The organism is Dechloromonas agitata is5, assembly GCF_000519045.1.
Classification (GTDB): domain Bacteria; phylum Pseudomonadota; class Gammaproteobacteria; order Burkholderiales; family Rhodocyclaceae; genus Azonexus; species Azonexus agitatus.
Map to the genome: position 1 here is coordinate 3,592,489 of NZ_KI912532.1, position 19,910 is coordinate 3,612,398.

General features: G+C 63.8%; 23 protein-coding genes. 12 read left to right on the forward strand and 11 right to left on the reverse strand.

Features of this window, described 5'->3' with window-relative positions; genetic code table 11:
• Positions 1-110: 110 nt before the first annotated feature.
• The gene (locus K420_RS19465) at positions 111-944 is read right to left on the reverse strand and encodes a TolC family protein (protein ID WP_051453236.1); all 834 of its coding nucleotides are present in this window, start codon (positions 942-944) and stop codon (positions 111-113) included.
• A 97-nt stretch (positions 945-1,041) separates the two neighbouring features.
• On the reverse strand, positions 1,042-1,404 hold the full coding sequence (locus K420_RS0117530) for a hypothetical protein (protein ID WP_027459196.1): 363 nt from the start codon (positions 1,402-1,404) through the stop codon (positions 1,042-1,044).
• A gap of 94 nt (positions 1,405-1,498) precedes the next feature.
• Here K420_RS0117530 and tgt point away from each other — a divergent pair, with 94 nt between their 5' ends.
• The 4 genes from tgt to secF are packed head-to-tail and all read left to right on the forward strand — an operon-like array spanning position 1,499 to position 5,859.
• Positions 1,499-2,608 carry a tRNA guanosine(34) transglycosylase Tgt gene (gene tgt, locus K420_RS0117535; RefSeq protein ID WP_027459197.1) on the forward strand — a complete coding sequence of 370 codons (1,110 nt, stop codon included), beginning with the start codon at positions 1,499-1,501 and terminating at the stop codon, positions 2,606-2,608.
• A 43-nt stretch (positions 2,609-2,651) separates the two neighbouring features.
• Positions 2,652-2,978, forward strand: coding sequence for a preprotein translocase subunit YajC (yajC, locus tag K420_RS0117540; protein ID WP_027459198.1), 327 nt, complete (start codon positions 2,652-2,654; stop codon positions 2,976-2,978).
• Between the two features lie 48 nt (positions 2,979-3,026).
• A complete protein-coding gene (gene secD, locus K420_RS0117545) occupies positions 3,027-4,901 on the forward strand; it encodes a protein translocase subunit SecD (RefSeq protein ID WP_027459199.1) in 1,875 nt (624 codons plus the stop codon).
• Between the two features lie 13 nt (positions 4,902-4,914).
• Positions 4,915-5,859 carry a protein translocase subunit SecF gene (gene secF, locus K420_RS0117550; protein WP_027459200.1) on the forward strand — a complete coding sequence of 315 codons (945 nt, stop codon included), beginning with the start codon at positions 4,915-4,917 and terminating at the stop codon, positions 5,857-5,859.
• A gap of 74 nt (positions 5,860-5,933) precedes the next feature.
• On the opposite strand, the gene K420_RS0117555 is transcribed toward secF, so the two are convergent.
• The 3 genes from K420_RS0117555 to K420_RS0117565 form a co-directional block, all read right to left on the reverse strand.
• A complete protein-coding gene (locus K420_RS0117555; RefSeq protein WP_027459201.1) occupies positions 5,934-6,236 on the reverse strand; it encodes a monooxygenase in 303 nt (100 codons plus the stop codon).
• A gap of 19 nt (positions 6,237-6,255) precedes the next feature.
• Entirely contained in the window at positions 6,256-6,948 is a 693-nt protein-coding gene (locus tag K420_RS0117560) for a cytochrome b/b6 domain-containing protein (protein ID WP_027459202.1), read from the reverse strand.
• Positions 6,949-7,024: 76 nt separating this feature from the next.
• Positions 7,025-7,483 carry a c-type cytochrome gene (locus K420_RS0117565; protein WP_027459203.1) on the reverse strand — a complete coding sequence of 153 codons (459 nt, stop codon included), beginning with the start codon at positions 7,481-7,483 and terminating at the stop codon, positions 7,025-7,027.
• A gap of 367 nt (positions 7,484-7,850) precedes the next feature.
• Between K420_RS0117565 and K420_RS19915 the strand changes: the two genes are divergently transcribed.
• A complete protein-coding gene (locus K420_RS19915) occupies positions 7,851-10,403 on the forward strand; it encodes an ATP-binding protein (protein WP_051453237.1) in 2,553 nt (850 codons plus the stop codon).
• Complete coding sequence (locus K420_RS19475; RefSeq protein ID WP_051453238.1) at positions 10,393-11,490, forward strand: HD domain-containing phosphohydrolase; 1,098 nt, start codon at positions 10,393-10,395, stop codon at positions 11,488-11,490. The genes K420_RS19915 and K420_RS19475 overlap by 11 nt, the downstream gene beginning before the upstream one ends.
• 39 nt (positions 11,491-11,529) lie before the next feature.
• Here K420_RS19475 and K420_RS0117580 read toward each other — a convergent pair whose 3' ends face one another.
• The 3 genes from K420_RS0117580 to purB form a co-directional block, all read right to left on the reverse strand.
• Positions 11,530-11,847 carry a DUF2322 family protein gene (locus tag K420_RS0117580; protein ID WP_027459204.1) on the reverse strand — a complete coding sequence of 106 codons (318 nt, stop codon included), beginning with the start codon at positions 11,845-11,847 and terminating at the stop codon, positions 11,530-11,532.
• 116 nt (positions 11,848-11,963) lie between these two features.
• The gene (locus K420_RS0117585) at positions 11,964-12,239 is read right to left on the reverse strand and encodes a zinc ribbon domain-containing protein (protein WP_027459205.1); all 276 of its coding nucleotides are present in this window, start codon (positions 12,237-12,239) and stop codon (positions 11,964-11,966) included.
• A 10-nt stretch (positions 12,240-12,249) separates the two neighbouring features.
• A complete protein-coding gene (purB, locus tag K420_RS0117590) occupies positions 12,250-13,617 on the reverse strand; it encodes an adenylosuccinate lyase (RefSeq protein ID WP_027459206.1) in 1,368 nt (455 codons plus the stop codon).
• 94 nt (positions 13,618-13,711) lie between these two features.
• On the opposite strand from purB, the gene K420_RS0117595 reads away from it, so the two are divergent.
• Together K420_RS0117595 and K420_RS0117600 are read left to right on the forward strand one after the other, a co-directional pair.
• The gene (locus K420_RS0117595; RefSeq protein ID WP_027459207.1) at positions 13,712-14,320 is read left to right on the forward strand and encodes a glutathione S-transferase; all 609 of its coding nucleotides are present in this window, start codon (positions 13,712-13,714) and stop codon (positions 14,318-14,320) included.
• 120 nt (positions 14,321-14,440) lie between these two features.
• The gene (locus tag K420_RS0117600; RefSeq protein ID WP_027459208.1) at positions 14,441-15,049 is read left to right on the forward strand and encodes an HD-GYP domain-containing protein; all 609 of its coding nucleotides are present in this window, start codon (positions 14,441-14,443) and stop codon (positions 15,047-15,049) included.
• Between the two features lie 3 nt (positions 15,050-15,052).
• Here the strand turns inward: K420_RS0117600 and mnmA are convergent, their stop codons facing one another.
• The 3 genes from mnmA to K420_RS0117615 are packed head-to-tail and all read right to left on the reverse strand — an operon-like array spanning position 15,053 to position 17,167.
• Positions 15,053-16,150: a tRNA 2-thiouridine(34) synthase MnmA gene (gene mnmA / locus K420_RS0117605; protein WP_027459209.1), complete on the reverse strand. Its 1,098-nt coding sequence runs from the start codon at positions 16,148-16,150 to the stop codon at positions 15,053-15,055.
• Entirely contained in the window at positions 16,143-16,718 is a 576-nt protein-coding gene (locus tag K420_RS0117610; protein ID WP_027459210.1) for a hypothetical protein, read from the reverse strand. Before K420_RS0117610 ends, mnmA begins: the two co-directional genes overlap by 8 nt.
• Positions 16,718-17,167 carry an NUDIX hydrolase gene (locus tag K420_RS0117615; protein ID WP_027459211.1) on the reverse strand — a complete coding sequence of 150 codons (450 nt, stop codon included), beginning with the start codon at positions 17,165-17,167 and terminating at the stop codon, positions 16,718-16,720. The genes K420_RS0117610 and K420_RS0117615 overlap by 1 nt, the downstream gene beginning before the upstream one ends.
• An 89-nt stretch (positions 17,168-17,256) precedes the next feature.
• Here K420_RS0117615 and K420_RS0117620 point away from each other — a divergent pair, with 89 nt between their 5' ends.
• The 4 genes from K420_RS0117620 to K420_RS0117635 all read left to right on the forward strand — a co-directional run bounded on the left by K420_RS0117620 (position 17,257) and on the right by K420_RS0117635 (position 19,901).
• Complete coding sequence (locus K420_RS0117620) at positions 17,257-18,177, forward strand: branched-chain amino acid transaminase (RefSeq protein ID WP_027459212.1); 921 nt, start codon at positions 17,257-17,259, stop codon at positions 18,175-18,177.
• 18 nt (positions 18,178-18,195) lie between these two features.
• Positions 18,196-18,384 carry a zinc-finger domain-containing protein gene (locus K420_RS0117625; RefSeq protein ID WP_027459213.1) on the forward strand — a complete coding sequence of 63 codons (189 nt, stop codon included), beginning with the start codon at positions 18,196-18,198 and terminating at the stop codon, positions 18,382-18,384.
• A gap of 78 nt (positions 18,385-18,462) precedes the next feature.
• Entirely contained in the window at positions 18,463-19,473 is a 1,011-nt protein-coding gene (gene waaF / locus K420_RS0117630) for a lipopolysaccharide heptosyltransferase II (RefSeq protein WP_027459214.1), read from the forward strand.
• The gene (locus K420_RS0117635) at positions 19,470-19,901 is read left to right on the forward strand and encodes a YybH family protein (protein ID WP_027459215.1); all 432 of its coding nucleotides are present in this window, start codon (positions 19,470-19,472) and stop codon (positions 19,899-19,901) included. The genes waaF and K420_RS0117635 overlap by 4 nt, the downstream gene beginning before the upstream one ends.
• The last annotated feature ends 9 nt before the right edge of the window (positions 19,902-19,910 follow it).

A 19,910-nucleotide genomic window follows, 5' to 3' on the forward strand; every position in this document is an offset into this window, starting at 1 on the left:
GGAATCCCTGTAAAACACGTGCGAACGACCGAAAATCCGCTTCGCCTTACGAAAAACGACTCCGTTCCATGCCACCGTCTGCATTTGCAGGGCGGTATTTCAGCAGCCTGCTAGGTGCGGTCGAGCGGCTCGCCATCAGCCGCCCGATCGCTGCGTGTCGCAATGGCCAGTTCCGGGTTGGCACGCGATTGCGTGCGGGCCAGTTCGAGCTGTCGCCGGGCCAGTTCAGCTCGCCCCTGCCAATCGCGCAGCGCCGGATGGGCCGTATCCTTCATTCCGGCCGGTTCCGGCTCGGCTTGTGGCGGCTCGGCCGGCGCCGGCTGGCCGGTCAGGCTCTCGAGGCGGTAGCGAGCCTGCGCCTCGGCCACCTCGGCTTCGGCGCGCTGCGCCCGGGCCAGCGCATGCGCCCCCTCGGCCTGGTTGAAATCGGCCCGCGACAGGTCGCCAGCCTGGAAGCGGCGGGCCACGTCGTCACGCAGGCGCTGCGCCGAAGCCACGCGGGAGACGGCGAGTTCCACGTCGTGGCGGGCCGCCTGCCACCCCCACCAGGCCTCGCGCACGGCCTGCGCCAAAGCGAGGCGCAAGGCGGCCAGGCGACCGGCCAAGGCCTCGCCCTCGGCACTGGCCACGGCCTGTGCTCCGCTCCGCTCACCGGGCAGCCAGAGCGGCAAGGCAAGACCGGCATCAAATTCGCGAGCGCCCTGGTTGCGATTGAAACGGTCGCTGCGGGCACCGAGTTCCAGCGCCGGCGGCGCCGCCGTCCAGGCACCGGCCGCTGTCAACTGGGCGGCGACGGCACGTTGCCGCTCGGCCTGCGCGGCCGCTACCGGCTGGCGTTGCCAGGCCTGCTCGAAAGCGCTGGCCAGGCCGGTTTCGGCCCGGGCCGGCAGGATGCCGGCAAAGCCGATGAAAACAAGTGGGGCGATCCCGAAAACGGTTCGCATGGATATTCCTCCGGTTGCTGACTGAAACAACCGGCGGCATGCCGCAACGACCCGGCAGGGCCGTCAGAAAATCAAGAAGGGAGGCAGGCCGCCGCGCTCAGGCGGCGGACCGGGGCGGGCGTTCGAGCCCTTCGGGCGTGCGCGAGGAGAAACGATCCTCGCCACCTGGCAGCAAGGCGCTGCTTGTCGCCATGGCTGGCAGGCTGAAACCGTCTCCGACGCCACCCAGCAGATGACCGAGGACATGCCCCGGGCAGCAGTGATGGTCGCCGGCATCGCTCATCCCTTCGTGTCCAAGGGCATGGCTCGGGCAGTCGGCCGCCGGTTCATGGCCGGCATGCGCCATCGCCTCGGCGGCGTGAACGTGCGTTTCCGCCGCGCTGACCGATTCCCAGCCGAATTTCGGCGAGAGAACGGTGAGCAGCATGACGACCACCAGGAAACGGAGCACGACGCGCATGGACAGGAAAGTCAACGGGATCAACGGCGAAACTATACAATCTCGGACCGCGTAAGAGAACAGCGCTTACAAAAACACCACACAAATCATCCGCATGCAATTCGAACTCCTCCAGACCGACGGCGCTGCCCGCCGCGGTACGCTGACGCTGAACCACGGCGTTGTCCAGACCCCTGTCTTCATGCCGGTCGGCACCTACGGCACGGTCAAGGCGATGACGCCGCAATCGCTGAACGACATCGGTGCCCAGATCTGCCTGGGCAACACCTTCCACCTGTGGCTGCGCCCGGGGCTGGATGTCGTGCACGCTCACCAGGGCCTGCACAAGTTCATGAACTGGGACAAGCCCATCCTGACCGACTCTGGCGGTTTCCAGGTCTTCTCGCTCGGCGCCCTGCGCAAGATCACCGAGGAAGGCGTCAAATTCTCATCACCACACGACGGCGCCAAGCTCTTCCTGTCGCCGGAAATCTCGATGCAAATCCAGCACGTGCTGAATTCCGACATCGTGATGATTTTCGACGAATGTACGCCCTACCCCGCCACGCATGACGAGGCGGCCAAGTCAATGCGCCTCTCCATGCGCTGGGCGCAGCGGAGCCGCGACGAGCACAATCGGCTGGAAAACAGCAACGCCCTGTTCGGCATCGTCCAGGGCGGCATGTACGAAGACCTGCGCGACGAGTCGCTGGCCGGGCTGGACGCCATCGGTTTCGACGGCATGGCGATCGGCGGCCTGTCTGTCGGCGAGCCGAAGGAAGACATGGCGCGCATCCTGGAGCACATCGCGCCCAAGATGCCCACCCACAAGCCGCGCTATCTGATGGGCGTCGGCACGCCGGAGGACCTGGTCTTCGCTGTCAAGCGCGGCATCGACATGTTCGACTGCGTGATGCCGACGCGGAATGCTCGCAACGGCCACCTGTTCACCCGCTTCGGCGACATCAAGATCAAGAATGCCCGTTTCAAGACCGATACCGGGCCGCTCGATCCGTCCTGCTCCTGCTACACCTGCACCCAGTTCAGCCGCGCCTACCTGCACCACCTCTTCCGCTGCGGCGAAATCCTCGGTGGCATGTTGAACACCATCCACAACCTGCATTTCTATCAGGTCATCATGGCCGAGATGCGCGCCGCCATCGAGGCCGGCACGCTGACCGAATGGTCGGCTGCCTTTGCCCGCGACCGTTCGGCAGGCCGGTGATAGAATCCCCCGTTTCGTTTTCAAGCTATCCGGAGTTACACCAATGATCAGTCTTGCCCACGCCCAAACCGCCGGCGCCGCTGCCGACCCGACCGGCGGCTTCATGCAGCTGCTGCCGATGATCCTGATGTTCGTCGTGCTGTGGTTCCTGATGATTCGCCCGCAGATGAAGAAGGCCAAGGAACACAAGGCCCTGCTCGCCGGGCTGGCCAAGGGCGATGAAGTCGTCACTCAGGGCGGTATCGTCGGCAAGGTCACCAAGGTTGGCGAAAACTATGTTTCCGTCGAAATCGCCGAAGGCACCGAGGTCGTCGTACAAAAACCGGCCATCGGCCTGGTATTGCCCAAGGGCACGCTGAAGTCGCTGTAATCACCCCAGAAGGCGGCCGCAAGCCGCCTTTTTCGCTTCAAAGCCACCATGAATCGTTACCCTCTCTGGAAGTACGTCACCGTCGCCATTGCGCTGGTGCTCGGCTTCATCTACACCCTGCCCAATTTCTTCGGTGAATCGCCGGCCGTGCAGGTTTCGAGTGCCAAGGCCACGCTCAAGGTCGACCAGAAGACCGAGGCCCGCGTCGCGGAAACCCTGAAGGCCGCCGGCGTCGCCCATGATGGCATCCTGCTCGACTTCAACGGCGTCAAGACCCGCTTCAAGGACACCGATACCCAGCTGAAGGCCAAGGACATCCTGGAAAAAACCTTCAACCCGGATGCCAGCGACCCGCAATACGTCGTCGCGCTCAACCTGCTGTCCGCTTCGCCGGGCTGGCTGACTTCGCTGCATGCGCTGCCGATGTACCTCGGCCTCGACCTGCGCGGTGGCGTGCATTTCCTGCTCCAGGTCGACATGAAGGGCGCGCTGACCAAGCGCCTCGACTCGACGTCGGCCGACATCCGTACCGTGCTGCGCGACAAGAGCCTGCGCCATGGTGGCGTCAACCGTGAGGGTGACCGCATTGTCATCCGCTTCCGCGACGTCGAAACCCGCGACAAGGCCCGTTACGCCATTGCCGACAGCCAGCCCGACCTGCAGGTCGTGGACGCCGGCGACGCCAGCGAGCCGCGCCTGGTCGCCACGCTGAAGCCGCAGGCCCAGCAGAAGATCGGCGAATTCGCCCTGAAGCAGAACATCACCACCCTGCACAACCGGATCAACGAGCTCGGTGTCGCCGAGCCGGTGATTCAGCAACAAGGCCAGGACCGCATCGTCGTCCAGTTGCCGGGCGTGCAGGACACGGCCAAGGCCAAGGACATCCTCGGCCGCACCGCGACCCTGGAAATCCGCATGGTCGACGACACCCCGGGCGCGCTGGATGCCGCACTGGCCGGCAACCCGCCGTTCGGCACCGAGCTGTACAACGAGCGCGGCGGCCAGCCGCTGCTGGTCAAGAAGCAGGTCGTGCTGACCGGCGACCGCCTGAACGACGCCCAACCGGGCTTCGACAACCAGACGCAGGAACCGGCGGTCCACCTCAACCTCGACTCGGCCGGCGCCCGCATCTTCAAGGACGTGACCCGCGAGAACGTCGGCAAGCGCATGGCCATCCTGCTCATCGAGAAGGGCAAGGGCGAGGTCATCACCGCCCCGGTGATCCGTACCGAGATCGGTGGCGGCCGCGTCCAGATTTCGGGCCGTATGACCACCGCCGAAGCCAACGACACGGCCCTGCTGTTGCGTGCCGGTTCGCTGGCCGCACCGATGGACATCGTCGAGGAACGGACCATCGGCCCGTCGCTCGGCGCCGAGAACATCAAGAAGGGCTTCCATTCGACGATGTGGGGCTTCGCCGCCATCGCCGTGTTCATGATCCTCTACTACCAGATGTTCGGTGTGGTTTCCGTGCTCGCCCTGGCCTCCAACCTGCTGTTCCTGGTCGCCCTGCTGTCGCTGTTGCAGGCCACCCTGACCTTGCCCGGCATCGCTGCCATCGCGCTGACCCTGGGCATGGCGATCGACGCCAACGTGCTGATCAACGAACGGGTGCGCGAGGAACTGCGCGCCGGCATGCCGCCGCAAGCGGCCATTTCGGAAGGCTACGAACGCGCCTTCGGCACCATTCTGGACTCCAACATCACGACCCTGATCGCCGGCCTCGCCCTGCTCATCTTCGGCTCCGGCCCGGTGCGCGGCTTTGCCGTGGTGCATTGCCTGGGCATCCTGACCTCGATCTTCTCGTCGGTCGTCGTCTCGCGCGCCCTGATCAACCTGATCTACGGCCGCCAGAAAAAGCTGGCCAAGGTCGCCATCGGTCAGGTCTGGAAGCCGGGCGTCGCTGCCGGCGCCAAGAATTAAGGAGCACACGGCAATGGAATTTTTCCGCATCAAAAAAGACATTCCGTTCATGCGCCATGCGCTAACGTTCAATGTCATCTCGTTCGTCACCTTCATCCTCGCCGTCGTCTTCCTGTTTACCAAGGGACTGCACCTGTCGGTCGAATTCACCGGCGGCACGCTGGTCGAGGTCAAGTACGAACAGGCGGCCGATCTCGAGAAAATTCGCGGCGCACTGGGCAAATCCGGCTTTTCCGACTACGCGGTGCAGAACTTCGGCTCCTCGCAGGACGTCATGATCCGCCTGCCCCTGAAGGGCGAGCAGAACACCTCGCAACTGGGTGAAACGATCATGAAGGCCCTGGAAGCCGAGGCCCCGGGTGCTGCCCTGTCGCGCGTCGAATTCGTCGGCCCGCAGGTCGGCAAGGAACTCGCCGAGAACGGTGCCATGGCACTGCTGCTGGTCATCGTCGGCATCGTGATCTACCTCGCCTTCCGCTTCGAGTGGCGCTTCTCGGTGTCGGCGATCATCGCCAACCTGCACGACGTGGTGATCATCCTCGGCTTCTTCGCCTTCTTCCAGTGGGAGTTCTCGCTGTCGGTGCTGGCCGCCGTGCTCGCCGTGCTCGGTTACTCGGTCAACGAATCCGTCGTCGTCTTCGACCGGGTGCGCGAAACCTTCAAGAAAGTGCGCGGCCTGAGCACGCCGGAAGTGCTCGACCACGCCATCACCAGCACGATCAGCCGGACCATCATCACCCATGGCAGCACCCAGTTGATGGTCCTCTCCATGCTGATCTTCGGCGGCGAAACCCTGTACTACTTCTCGCTCGCCCTGACCATCGGCATCTGCTTCGGCATCTACTCCTCGGTCCTTGTCGCCAGCCCGCTGGTCATGTGGCTCGGCGTATCGCGCGAACAGTTCGTCAAGCCGAAGAAGGTCGTCGAAGGCGCCAACGAGGAAGGTGCCGTGGTCTGATCCGGCACGCTTTCCGTACGCTCTGCGACAAAGCCACCCGACCGGTGGCTTTGTCGTTTCTACGGAACGGAAAATTACAGGGGAGCCCGGTCGATCGCCGACAAGGTGCCGTTGACCTCAAACAGCTTGCCGTTGACGGGCGAGATGCCGAAGCCATTCAGGCGGGCCGTATGCATGGCGAGATACGCTTCGGCGCTCGCCCGGTCGGCGAAGAGATAAATCCCGCCGGCCTCGCCGCTGGCCGGGTTCTCGGTCCAGATCTTCCAGATCAGTCCCGGCTCACCGGCGATGGATTCGGCCAGGCCGCGCATGGCCTCGCTCATGGCCTCGCCCCACGGCCCGGCGTACGGAAAATCGACTTGCAGCAGGATGCTCATGTTCATCGCTCCTTGTGGGTTACCAGTTTGGCGTTGCCGCCGGCGGAGGCGGTGGCGGCGGGGCCGGCAGCCAGGCGCCGCTCGCGCCATAGACGACCGCAGCGGCGACCAGCAGCGCGACGATCAGGGCAAGCAGGCCACCGCCCGCGGCCGATTCCCCTTCGGCATCGTCCTTCCAGCCGGTGATCATCGGCTTGAGCAGCTTTTGCTTCCTGATGTGGCCGTAGAAGGCGATGGCGGCGACGTGCAGGACAACCAGGGCGATCAGGACGTTGGCCAGCAGATGGTGCAGGCCGGTCAGCCGGTTGCTGATCTCGCGGCTGACCAGATCGGCGAGAGGGCCGGAAAAGGCGATGTCGTCGTTGCCAACCAGGCCGGTGGCCACCTGAATGATGAGCAGCGCGAGCAGGCCGAAGACTGACAAGGCGCCGAGCGGATTGTGCCCCTCCCCCTGCCAGCGGCCGGCCAGGTAGGCCTTGATCTTGTCCGGGGTGGGAAAGAACTGGGGGAAGCGTGCATAGGTCGAGCCGAGCATGCCCCAGACGATGCGGAAGGCGAGCAGGCCGGCAATGGCGAGGCCGATGCGGCCGTGCCAGTCGATCAGATTGCCGCCCAGTTGGCCGGTCACCACGGCGGCAACGACGGCCACGACCAGCAGCCAGTGAAACAGCCGGGTCGGCAGGTCCCAGAGAAGTATGCGCTTGCCTTTCATGCCAGCTCCTGAAAATACCAATCTGCAAATGAAACAGGCGCCCGCCGGGGCGCCCGTCAATCTGGCCGAAGCGAGCTTAGCGCTTGGCCTTGAAATCGTCGTGGCAGCCCTTGCAGGTGCCGCCCAGCTTGCCAAGCTGCGCACCGACTGCGGCGGCGTCGCCCGTCTGGGCAACCTTGGCCATTTCATTGGCTTCCTTGTTGAAGGCCATGGCTGCCTTGCCCAGCTTTTCCTGCTCGGTCCAGATATTGGATTTGGCACGGGTTTCTTCCCAGCCCTTGCCCTTGTCGGTACCTGGCAAGTACAGGGCACCCATGCCGGAATTGGCGATGGCCTGGATGGCGTTGGCCGCCTTGATCACTTCTTCCTTGTTGAAGTTGCCGCCTTCGACGTTCATCTTGATGCGAGCCATGTTCCAGGCCATGAAACCATAGCCGGACTGACGGAATTTGATGGCCTCCTCGGGCTTGACCTGGGCCATCGCGGAGCCGGCCAGGGTAAGGGCAAGGAGGGGCAGCAGCAGTTTGGATTTCATCGATATTTCTCCGTGGTTAGGGCAGCACAAGAAACCAAATATTAGAAATTGATTATAGCGATCCCGGCTACTCGCCGGGCAAAACCGCGTTTCATTTTGCAGGCCATTGCCTGGTTCATGCAAGACTGTTTTCCTGGCCTGGCCTAACCCTGCCAGGCCCTTCCATGCCCCCGGTCGCATCCAAAATGATACAAATGCAACGTTTGTTACAAATTAAACTGAATCATCACTTTCGATACCAACGTCATACGATTCAAGTTTTTGATAATTTTGAAGAAACAGAGCTACCAAGTTGCGATACATTACGCACACTATTGCAGAGTGTTAAATCCATGCCCCGCTTCGGTCGGGCCCTTTCTGTTGCCGAATGCACCCAAGCAAGAACCAACCCGGCCCCGGTTTGTTCATCGTCGATCGTCTGCTGAAGCGATCAGGTTGGATATTCATCCTCCTCGCCCTGCTCGCCGGCTGTGCCTATTACCTGCTGGCCAGCCAGACAAACGACGAGCGGGCCAGCGCCGCAGAAATCAACCTGGCCGGCCGGCGGCGCATGCTGTCGCAGCGCATCGGTCTGCTCGCCAGCCAACTGCAGCTGAAGCCGAGCCCCGCCGACATGGCCGATCTCGCGGACAGCACGTGGGAAATGGCCGACATTCACCGCACGCTGCTTGAAGGGACGCCAGACCGGCGCATCCGCCCCCTGCCGGATAACCTGCGCGCCGTCTCCCTGGCCCCGGATGGGCCCCATGCCCAAATCGAGCGTTTTCTCAAACTGGCCAACTCGCTGAATGCGCAGGCACCTGGCAGCGAGACCTACGGCACGACGCTCGAACAAATCGTCCGCCTCAGCCGGGGTGAGGTGCTGACGGCAACCGACAGCCAGGTCGACGCTTATCAGCGGCTGAGCGAAGCCAAGAGCGATGCGCTGCACTGGCAGCTGTGGCTGGTCTTCATCGCCGGCCTGGCGCTGCTCGCCTATTCCGCGCTGCGTGTGCTGCGGCCGTTGATCATGCAGGTACGCGGTGCGCTAGCCGAGCTCGAATCCTCCGAGGCGGCACTGCGCCATGCCATGGCCGAGAATCGCCTGATTCTCGATACGACCGATGACGGCATGTTCGGCGTCGACCAGGCCGGGCGAATCCGCTTCATCAATCCCGCCGCCGCCCAGTTACTCGGCGTGACGACCGACCAGATTGCCGGCCAGGCACACCATCCGGGCATTCTCGCCAGCCGCGAGGGATGCCCGATCTGTGCCTGCCTCGAGCAGGGGCAAAGGCAGAAAGTCGAGGTCGGACGATTCTGTCGCCGGCAGGGTGACGAACACCAGGAATTTGCCGTCGAGTACTCGGTCGTCCCACGCCCGGATGGCCTGGGCGCCTTCATCTCGTTTCGCGACATCAGCGCACGGCAGGCCATCGAGGAACGTGTGCAGCGCCTGCGTCTGCGCCTGGTTGACGCGATCGAAGCGATGGACGATGCCTTCGCGTTGTTCGATGCCGACGATCGAATCAGCCTCTACAACCTGCGCTTCACCGAGTTCTTCACGTTTTCCGGCGAACATGGCGCGCTCGGCATGCGTTTCACCGATTTCATCCGCGGCGTGGCGCAGCAGGGTCTGTATGCCAAGCCGCCGGAGAATCTGGAAGCCTGGCTCGACGAGCGCCTGAGCGCTCACCAGCAGGCCTGCGGCTCGACCGAGATCGCCTGCGCCGACGGCCGCTGGCTGCGCGCCACTGAGCGCCGGACGCGGGAGGGCGGCACCGTCGTCATCTGGTCCGATGTCACCCACCTCAAGCGCGCCCTGATTACCGCCGACCAGGCCAGCCGCGCCAAATCCGAGTTCCTCTCGCGCATGAGCCACGAACTGCGCACGCCGCTCAATGCCATCCTCGGCTTCACCCAGGTCTTGCTGCGCAGCGAGCCCGGCCACCTGGAAGCGAAGCAGCGGGAATACGTCGATCACATCGAGCAGGGTGGCCGCCACCTGCTCTCGCTGATCAACGAAGTGCTCGATCTGTCGGCCATCGAGGCCGGCAAACTGGTGATCGACATCGACGACGTCAAGCTGGCCAGGCTGATCGACGAATGCCTGAGCCTCGTCTCACCGCTCGCCGCCGGCCGAGGCATCCGGATGCAGCAGGAGGTGGCGCCGGAACTGACGGTACGCGCCGACCGCAAGCGACTCAAGCAGGTGGTCATCAACCTGCTCTCCAATGCGATCAAATACAACCGTCCGGATGGCGAAGTGCGCATCACCTGCAACCGGGCCGAGGACAGGCTGCGCCTAGGCGTCCATGACACCGGGGCAGGCATCGCGCCCGAGCAGGTCGACCGCGTCTTCCGGCCCTTCGAGCGCATGGCTGACGAAAAAATCGAAGGCACCGGCATCGGCCTAGCGATCACCCGGCGCCTCGTCGAGCTGATGAATGGCCGCATCGGCTTCACCAGCCAGCCCGGCGAAGGCAGCTGTTTCTGGATTGAGCTGCCCTCCTCCGACACAACCCCAGGCGCCCTGCCCCCCCCCGCTTCAGACGACGCCGCGCCTTCGCCGGACACTTTGCCCGTTGTGGCGCTTCCACTCGGCAAAACACTGATTGCCGTCGGCCTCGACGCCCAAACCGCGGGCATGCTCGAATTGATCTGCCGCACCCTCGACAACACCCGCGTGCTCCCCGTCACCGACCCTGCCAGCGCCCTGAACAGCCTGGCCAAGGTCGATTGCCTGGCCATCCTCGCCACACCGTCGCAGCTGCCTGCGCTACGTGAAGGCACAGCAACGCAACAAACCCGTCCGGCCCTGGTCGCACTGACCGAACCCGGCGCAACGGCCGACGACACAACAGCCGATTTCCATCACCCGCTCCCGATCAATCCGCGCCAACTGGCGCGCCTCCTCAGAGAGTTGACGCATGGCCACTGAGCATTTCAGCTGCCTCGATCCCGAACAATTCCTGGCTGCCCGCATCGTCGCCGTCGACGACCAACCGGGCAATATCCGCCTGCTCGAAGCCCTGCTGGGTGAGGCCGGCTATCGCCACCTGACCGGCCTGACCGATCCGACCCAGGTGCTCGAGACCCTGGATACCCAGGCCGTCGACCTGCTCCTGCTCGACATGCGCATGCCGGTGCTCGACGGCCTGTCCGTCCTCGCCCTGTTGCAGGACGAGATCCATCGCAACGGCCTGCAGGTCATCGTACTGACCGCCGAGACCGAGCGGGAATCCCGCCTGCAGGCGCTGGCCCAGGGAGCGCGCGACTTCATCACCAAGCCCTTCGACAACGAGGAACTGCTGTGCCGCATTCACAATGCGCTGGAAACCCGATTCCTGCACCTCGACCGGGCCAAGGAGGCTGAACGGCTCGAAGCCATGGTGCGCGAACGCACGGCGCAACTGGCCGAAACCCAGTTCGAACTGGTGCGCTGCCTCGCCCGCGCCGGTGAATTTCGCGACAGCGATACCGGCTCGCACATCCTGCGCGTCTCGATCGGCTGCCGCATGCTGGCCGAGGCGGCCGGCCTCTCCCCGCACCAGGTCGAACTGATCCGCTACGCCTCGATGATGCACGACATCGGCAAGATCGGCGTCGCCGACCGCATCCTGCTCAAGCCGATGAAGCTGACACCGGAGGAATTCGAGGAAATCAAGACGCATTGCCAGTACGGCGTCGATATCATCGGCGATCATCCGGCCGACGTGACCCAGATGGCGCGCGACATCGCCTACACCCACCACGAATGCTGGGATGGCAGCGGCTATCCGCGCGGGCTGCGCGGCGAGGCGATTCCAATTGCCGGCCGCATCACGGCAGTCATCGATGTCTACGATGCGCTGACTTCCAGCCGCCCCTACAAAGCGGCCTTTTCACCGACAGATGCACTGGCCATGATCCGCGAGGGGGCCGGCAGCAAGTTCGACCCGAAGCTGGTGTCGCACTTCCTGCGCATTCACGACGCACTCCGCCGGCAGCTCGACGCCCTGGCCGGCGAAGCGGGCAGCGGCAGCTGAGCGATCAGCACCGGCGCCGCTGCGCTTCAACGCAAACCGTCAGACCGCGAAAACGTGCTTGACGCGCAAGGCCGGCGCGCCGGCCTCGATCTGCAGCAGGCGGGCGATGTTGGGATGCTTGCCCGGATTAACCCGTTCGTCCTCGGTGTGTTCAGCGAAGATTTCCAGACCCTTCCTGGCCGCCTCGGCGTTGATCGAACCGTAGGTCTGGGCCAGATGGTTGTAAACGGCCAGCGAGCCCTGGCTGCCCGCCTTGTTCTCGATGGCAGCGACGACATTGCCGTCCGCATCGAGCAGGTTGATGGCGGCCAGGTGCGAAATGCCCGGCAGTTTCTTCAGATTCTCAGCAAAAGACATATGGGTTGCCAGTTAGTTATTAGTTGCTCGTGATTCGCGGTGGCTTGGGGCTGGCTTGCCGTCAGGTCGTTCGCATTGAACTTTGCCAGCAACCGGCAACTGACGACTGGCCGCCCCTACTTCCAGTCCCGCTTGGCTCTCACCAGGCCGATGATCAGCCCGGTGGTAAAGGTGGTGACAGGCACGATGAAGGCAATGGCCTTGATGCCACGCTCGGCACCATAGTGCATGAGGAGCACGATGGCCGGCAGCAGGCCGAGGAACAAGCCCTTCAGCCCGCCGACGATGCCGCCGCGAATGATTTCACGCTGCGTCGTCTGCCGGTCGCCGGTGCAATGGGGGCAGTAGATGGCATCCTCCGGCACCTCCTGCCCGCACTTGCTGCATTTCACGGCCGATTCCTCAGATGCGCCTGGCCAGTTCGGCCGCCTTGCCGGTGTAATCCCACGGCGTCAGCTTGAGCAGCTCGGCCTTGGCGGCTTCCGGAATGTCCAGCGTGGACACGAAAGCCTGCATGCCTTCGCGCGAAACGTGGGTACCGCGGGTCAGCTCCTTGAGCTTTTCGTAGGCGTTCGGCACGGCGTAGCGGCGCATCACGGTCTGGATCGGCTCAGCGAGCAGCTCCCAGTTGGCGTCGAGATCGGCCTTCATCAGGTCGGCGTTGATTTCCAGCTTGCCCAGGCCCTTCAACAACGAGTCGTAACCGAGCAGCGTGTAGCCGAGGCCGACGCCCATGTTGCGGAGCACGGTCGAGTCGGTCAAATCGCGCTGCCAACGCGAAATCGGCAGCTTCTCGGCGAGGAACTTGAGCATCGCGTTGGCCAGGCCGAGGTTGCCTTCCGAGTTCTCGAAATCGATCGGGTTGACCTTGTGCGGCATCGTGGACGAGCCGATTTCGCCGGCCTTGACCTTCTGTTTGAAGAAGCCGAGCGAGATGTAGCCCCAGACGTCGCGGTCGAGGTCGACCAGGATGCTGTTGGCGCGGGCGAAGGCATCGAACAACTCGGCCAGCGCATCGTGCGGCTCGATCTGGATGGTGTAGGGGTTGAAGGTCAGGCCGAGCGATTCGACGAAGCGCTTGGCGAATCCTTCCCAGTCGTAGCCCGGGTAGGCGGCGAGGTGGGCGTTGTAGTTGCCGACCGCGCCGTTGATCTTGCCGAGCAGTTCAACGGCGGCGATGCGGGCGCGGGCGCGCTGCAGGCGATAGGCGACGTTGGCCATTTCCTTGCCCATGGTCGACGGGGTGGCCGGCTGGCCATGCGTGCGGCTCATCATCGGCACGTCGGCGTAGGCGTGGGCCATTTCGGTCAGCTTGGCGATGACCTTGTCCAGCGTCGGCAGCATGGCCTGTTCGCGAGCGCCCTTGCACATCAGCGCATGCGACAGGTTGTTGATGTCTTCTGAGGTGCAGGCGAAGTGGATGAACTCGCTGACCTTGACGACTTCGGCGTTGCCCTTGGTCTTGTCCTTGATCCAGTATTCCAGTGCTTTGACGTCGTGGTTGGTGGTGGCTTCGATGGCCTTCACCTCGGCTGCCTGCTCCGGACCGAAGTTGGCGACCAGCGCATCCAACTCAGCCACGGTGGCCGGCGAGAAGGCCGCGATTTCGGCGAAATGGGGCTCGGCCGACAGGGCCTTCAGCCATTCGATTTCGACCTTGAGGCGGGCGCGGATCAGGCCGAATTCGGAAAAATGCTCGCGCAGGGCGTCAACCTTGCCAGCGTAACGGCCATCGAGCGGGGACAGGGCAGTCAGGGGATTGAAAGTCATAAAAACATCCTTTTCGGTAATCTTGCAATTTTACCTGTCCGACGAAGCCATGCCCATACGCTATAATCAGGCTCCCCAAATCAGAGAGCACACGATGAAGCTGATCGGCTCCCATACCAGCCCCTACGCGCGCAAGGTGCGCATCGTGCTGGCCGAAAAGAAGATTGAATACGACTTCGTGGTCGATTCGCCGTGGGCGAACGACAGCAAGGTGCCGGACTACAATCCGCTGGGCAAGATTCCGGTGCTGATGCTGGACGACGACACCGCGCTCTTCGATTCGCGCGTCATCGTCGAATACATCGACAATGTCACGCCGAACAACAAGCTGTTCCCGGCCCCCAACCGTGAGCGCATCGAAGTCAAGCGCTGGGAGGCTCTGGCCGACGGCCTGTGCGACGCCGCTGTCGCTGCCCTGCTCGAAGGCAAGCGGCCGGTGACACCGGAAGGCAATGACTGGATCAGCCGCCAGCACGACAAGATTTCGCGCAGCCTCGAATTCATGGCGGAAGAACTGGGCGACAAGAGCTTCTGCATGGGGACGCACATCTCGATGGCGGACATCGCCGTCGGCACCGCCCTCGGTTACCTGAGCTTCCGTTTCCCGGACATCGCCTGGCAGGCAGCGCACGCCAACCTGGCCAAGCTGTACGACAAGCTGATGCAGCGCCCGGCTTTCGCGGACACCGTGCCGCACGACTGAGTCGCCAAGTACCACGCAATCAGGGCGCCCGGACCGGCGCCCTTTTTTTGCGAGAAATTTTCCGAACCGAAATCCGGTTAGCCGGTCTTCTTCTGCACACGGCCAAAGCGAGACAACTGCATGCTCACCCCGCCCGACGACGCCACCCCGACTGACCTGATCGCTCATGCACTGACGATCGCCTTGGGCGCCCGCGACCACTACACCCGTATTCATTGCGACCGGGTCGTCGAACTGTCGCGCGAACTGGGTCAGAAAATCGGCCTGAACAGCGCCGAACTGGCCCGTCTCGCGCTGGGTGCCCGCTTCCACGACATGGGCAAGATCGGCATCCCGGATACAGTCCTGCGCAAACCGGACAGTTTCGACAGCGCGGAATGGGCCTGCATGCAGCAACACGTACTGATCGGCGAGCAGATTGTACTCGCCATCAACGGCGGTCGTCCCAGCAGCATTTCACGTACTGTGCGGCACCACCATGAGAATTACGACGGCTCCGGCTATCCGGACAAGCTGCGCGGCAGCACCATTCCGCTCGACGCCCGCATCGTCTCGATCGTAGACAGCTACGATGCGATGACCGCCCGCCGTCCGTATCAAAAGCCGCGCCAGCACACCGCCGTGATGGACATCCTGCACAGTGAGGCGGGCCGCAAACACGACCCGGATCTGGTCAAGGCATTCAGTGCGATGATCGAAACCTCCCCGCTACGCGCCGGCACGGCGTAAGTATCAGCGGATGACGCCGCCCCCCAGGCAGACCCGGCTTTCATAGACAACGACCGACTGACCCGGGGTCAGCGCCCACTGCGGCTCGGCAAAGCGGATCTCGCAGGATTCGGCATCGACCCGCTCGACCTCGCACGGCTGGTCTGCCGTCCGGTAGCGCGGCTTGGCGGTGTAGACCCAGTGGGTGTGCGGCGCCTGGCCGGACACCCAGCTGAGCTGCTCGGCGACCAGTTCGCCCTTGAGCAGGGCCGGATGGTCGTGGCCCTGCACGACGTAGAGTACGTTCTTCTCCATGTCCTTGCCGGCGACGAACCAGGCATCGTGATCACCGCCGCCCTGGGAGCCCTTCTCCTTGATGCCACCGATATGCAGGCCCTTGCGCTGACCGAGCGTGTGGTACATCAGGCCGTCGTGTTCGCCGAGCACCTTGCCGTCGTCGAGGCGACGGATCTCGCCCTTCTTGGGCGGCAGGTAACGCGACAGGAAATCCTTGAACGGCCGTTCACCGATGAAGCAGATGCCGGTCGAATCCTTCTTGGCGGCGACATGCAGGCCTTCCGCCTCGGCGATCTTGCGCACCTCGCGCTTGTAAAGATCAGCGAGCGGAAACAGCGTCTTCGACAACTGGGCCTGGTTCAGGCGGTAGAGGAAATAGCTCTGGTCCTTGGTGCCGTCCTCGGCCTTCAGCAACTGGAACTTGCCATCAAATTCGCGCACGCCGGCGTAATGGCCGGTAGCGATCTTGTCGGCGCCGAGTTTCAGGGCATGATCGAGGAAGGCCTTGAACTTGATCTCCGAGTTGCACAGGATGTCCGGATTCGGCGTCCGCCCGGCCTGATATTCGCGCAGGAACTCGGCGAAGACGCGCTCGCGGTATTCGGCGGCGAAATTGACCACCTCGACGTCGATGCCGATCCGGTCGGCAACGCTCATCACGTCGATCAGGTCCTGGCGCGAGGAGCAATACTCCTCGGTATCGTCGTCCTCCCAGTTCTTCATGAACAGGCCGACCACATTCCAGCCCTGCCGCTTGAGCAGCAGCGCCGCGACCGACGAATCAACCCCGCCGGACAAGCCGACGACCACAGTTTTACTAGACATCGGGCCCCGCCCCTTTCTTCCATTCCTCCAGCGGCAGGATCACCGCCGGATAACCATTATCCACGAACCAGCTATCGACTGCGAAGCGCGCCGGCCCTGCCTCACCGGCCGTTTCCTCCGCCCCCGGCCATTCCTCGATGACGGCCGACCAATGCACGAACAGCACGCTCGCCAGGCTGCGCACCTGCGGCTCGAGCACCCGGTGCCAGCGCAGGTAGCCACGGTCGGCCAGCAGGCGGAGCAGGCGCGTCGTCGAGGTCGAGTGGTCGATGCAATCCATCTTGCCCGGCCGGTTGTCATCGTTGAAGTTGCCGGCCCGGTCATTGGCGATATCGGATTGCTCGCCCGCCCAGCCGTACAACAACCCGATCACATCGGCCAGGATGCGCCGCTCGCTTTCGGCGTCGGTCGCGGCGAACAGCATTCGCCGCACCGTACCCAGTTGCCCGTCGGTGTAGCGGATACTGTCCTCGGCCAGGCAACCGTAGCCATAGCACACCAAGACCCGCTCCTCGGCCGCCGCCCAACCGGCCCAGGCGAGCAGGAAGACGGCCAGCCAGGCACGCATCAGCCGTAATGCACCAGCAGGTCGAGCGGATAGCGCTTGCCGGCGAGCAGATCCTCGCAACAACGCAGGATCAGCGGGCTACGATGGCGCGCCTGCGTCGCCCGCACTTCGTCCAGGGTCAGCCAACGGGCGGCGACGATCCCGTCGTCCAGAGCGCGCCCGGCCTCGAAGCCAACCAACTCGCCGCCGAAAGCGAAGCGCAGGTAGGTCGTATCTTCCTTGGTCGGGTGCTTCCAGTGGTAAATACCGACCAAATGCGTCGGCCGGAAGTGGTAGGCAGTCTCTTCCAGCGCCTCGCGCACCACGGCATCGACCAGCGGCTCGTCCTCTTCCAGATGGCCGGCCGGCTGATTGAAGGCCAGCCCGGCATCGGTTTCCTCCTCGACCAGCAGGAACTTGCCATCGCGATGAACGACGGCGGCGACAGTGACATGAGGCTTCCAGACCATGACGGAACTCGAACGGCAAAACCCATATTTTACCGTCTGAATTCGGCTAGAATTATGGGCTTTCACACACGGCAACACGGAGAATCACCATGTCCATGTCGGATCGCGACGGTTTCATTTGGCAGGATGGCAAGCTCGTGCCCTGGCGCGATGCGACCACCCACGTCCTCACCCACTCCCTGCACTATGGCATGGGCGTATTCGAGGGCGTCCGGGCCTACAAGACCGAACGCGGCACGGCGATCTTCCGTTTGAAGGAGCACACCGAGCGCCTGTTCCGTTCGGCGCACATTTTTCAGATGGCCATGCCATATTCGGCCGAAGAGCTGAATGAAGCCCAGAAGGAAGTGATCCGCGCCAACAATCTCGAATCCGGCTACCTGCGTCCGCTCGCCTTCTATGGCTCGGAAAAGATGGGCGTGTCGCCGAAGGGCGCCAAGGTGCACGTGATCATCGCCGCCTGGCCGTGGGGTGCCTACCTCGGCGAGGAAGGCATGCAGCGCGGCATCCGCATCAAGACCTCGTCCTATACCCGCCACCACGTGAATATCACCATGGTGCGCGCCAAGGCGTCGGGCAACTACATGAACTCGATCCTCGCCAACAACGAGGCGACCGGTGACGGCTACGACGAAGCCCTGCTGCTCGACCCGGAAGGCTACGTCTGCGAAGGCGCCGGCGAGAACATCTTCATCGTCAAGAATGGCAAGCTCTACACGCCCGACCTGACGGCCTGCCTCGAAGGCATCACCCGCGCCACCGTCATGCAACTGGCCGGCGAACTGGGCATCGAGGTCATCGAGAAGCGTATCACCCGCGACGAAGTCTATTGCGCCGACGAGGCCTTCTTCACCGGTACCGCCGCCGAAGTGACCCCGATCCGCGAACTCGACAACCGCCAGATCGGCCCCGGCCACCGCGGCCCGATCACCAAGGCGCTACAGGAAAAGTATTTCGACGTGGTCTATGGCCGCTCCGCTGCCCACGCCGACTGGCTGGCCGTCGTCTAAAACCGGGAGAGAAGAACAATGTCCGACAAGAAAGTCATCGAAGTCACCGCCCACGACTTGCCGCTGCATTGCCCGACGCCGAATTCGACGCTGTGGAACCAACATCCGCGCGTTTTCCTCGACGTTCTGAAGACCGGCGAGGTGACCTGCCCGTATTGCAGCGCCAAATACGTCTTCAAGGGCGAAGCCCCCAAGGGACATCACTGATCGTCGTTGGTTGTTAGTTGCCCGTCGTTGGCGGATGCATCGCTAGCGACTCGCAACCAGCAACCAACAACTGCTCCTATGAAAGCCCTGATCGTCGCCCCTTCCTGGATCGGCGACACCATCATGGCGCAGCCGCTGTTTGCGCGACTGTGTGCCCGCCACCCCGGATTGCAGCTCGACGCCCTCGCGCCCCGCTGGGTGGCGCCGGTGCTGCAGCGAATGGCGGAAATCCATGAGGTCATCGACAGCCCTTTCGGCCACGGCCAACTATCGATCAAGGCGCGCTGGCGCCTGGCCCGCCAGCTGGCGGGCCGCGGCTACGATGCCGTCTATGTCCTGCCCAATTCGCTGAAGTCGGCGCTGGTCCCGTGGCTGGCCGGCATTCCGCAGCGCGTCGGTTTCACTGGCGAATCCCGCTACGGCCTGATCAACGTCCGCCACACCCTCGACAAGCAAGCCCTGCCGCTGATGGTCGAGCGTTTCGTGCAACTGGCGGAAGCCCCCGGCACACCGCCCCCCCGGCCGATCGCCCCACCACGCATCCGGTCCAGCCAGCAGGAGCAGCAGAAGACCCTGACCGAACTCGGGCTGAGCAAGCCGGCCAGGGTCGTCGCCTTTTGCCCCGGCGCCGAATACGGGCCAGCCAAACGCTGGCCGGCGGCGCATTTTGCCGCGCTAGCCGGTGAGTTGGCCGAGCAGGGCTGCGCCATCTGGCTGTTCGGCTCACCCAAGGATCATGCGGTAGCCGAGGAAATCGCCCAGCTTGCCCCCGGCCTCTGCCGCAACCTGTGCGGCACCACGTCGCTGGGCCAGGCGGTTGACCTGCTCGCCCTGGCCGACCTGGTGGTGTGCAACGATTCCGGCCTGATGCATGTCGCCGCCGCCCTCGATCGCCCGATCGTCGCGCTCTACGGCTCGTCCTCGCCCGGCTTCACGCCACCACTCTCCGGGCGGGCCGACATCCTCAGCCTGAATCTCGATTGCAGCCCCTGCTTCAAGCGCGAATGCCCGCTTGGCCATCTCGACTGCCTGAACAAGCTGTCACCCGGGCTGGTAGCCGCGCGCTGCCGCCCATGGATCGCACCATGAGCAAACCCGGCAATTTCGCTTCGCCCGACGACGTCGAACATGCCTTCTACGACGCCATCGCCCATGGCGATGCCGACCTGCTGATGCTGGTCTGGGCCGAGGACGAGGAAACCGTCTGCGTCCATCCGACCGGCGTCCGCCTGCTCGGCGAGGTGACCATCCGCGAAAGCTGGCGCAGCATCTTTTCGTCAGCCCGCATCCGCGTCCAGGCCGAATCCGTCGCCAGCTGGAACGGCGCGGTGATGGCCATCCATCACCTGACCGAGACGCTGTTCGTCGGTGACGATCCCAACCCGCACGGTCCGCTGCACGTCACCCACGTTTACCTGCGCGGCGCCCACGGCTGGCGGCTGGTTACCCGGCACGCCTCGGCGGCTGACGACGGCCAGCAGGCGATGGTCGACAGCGTTTCCCACACCCTGCACTGACCGGCCGTT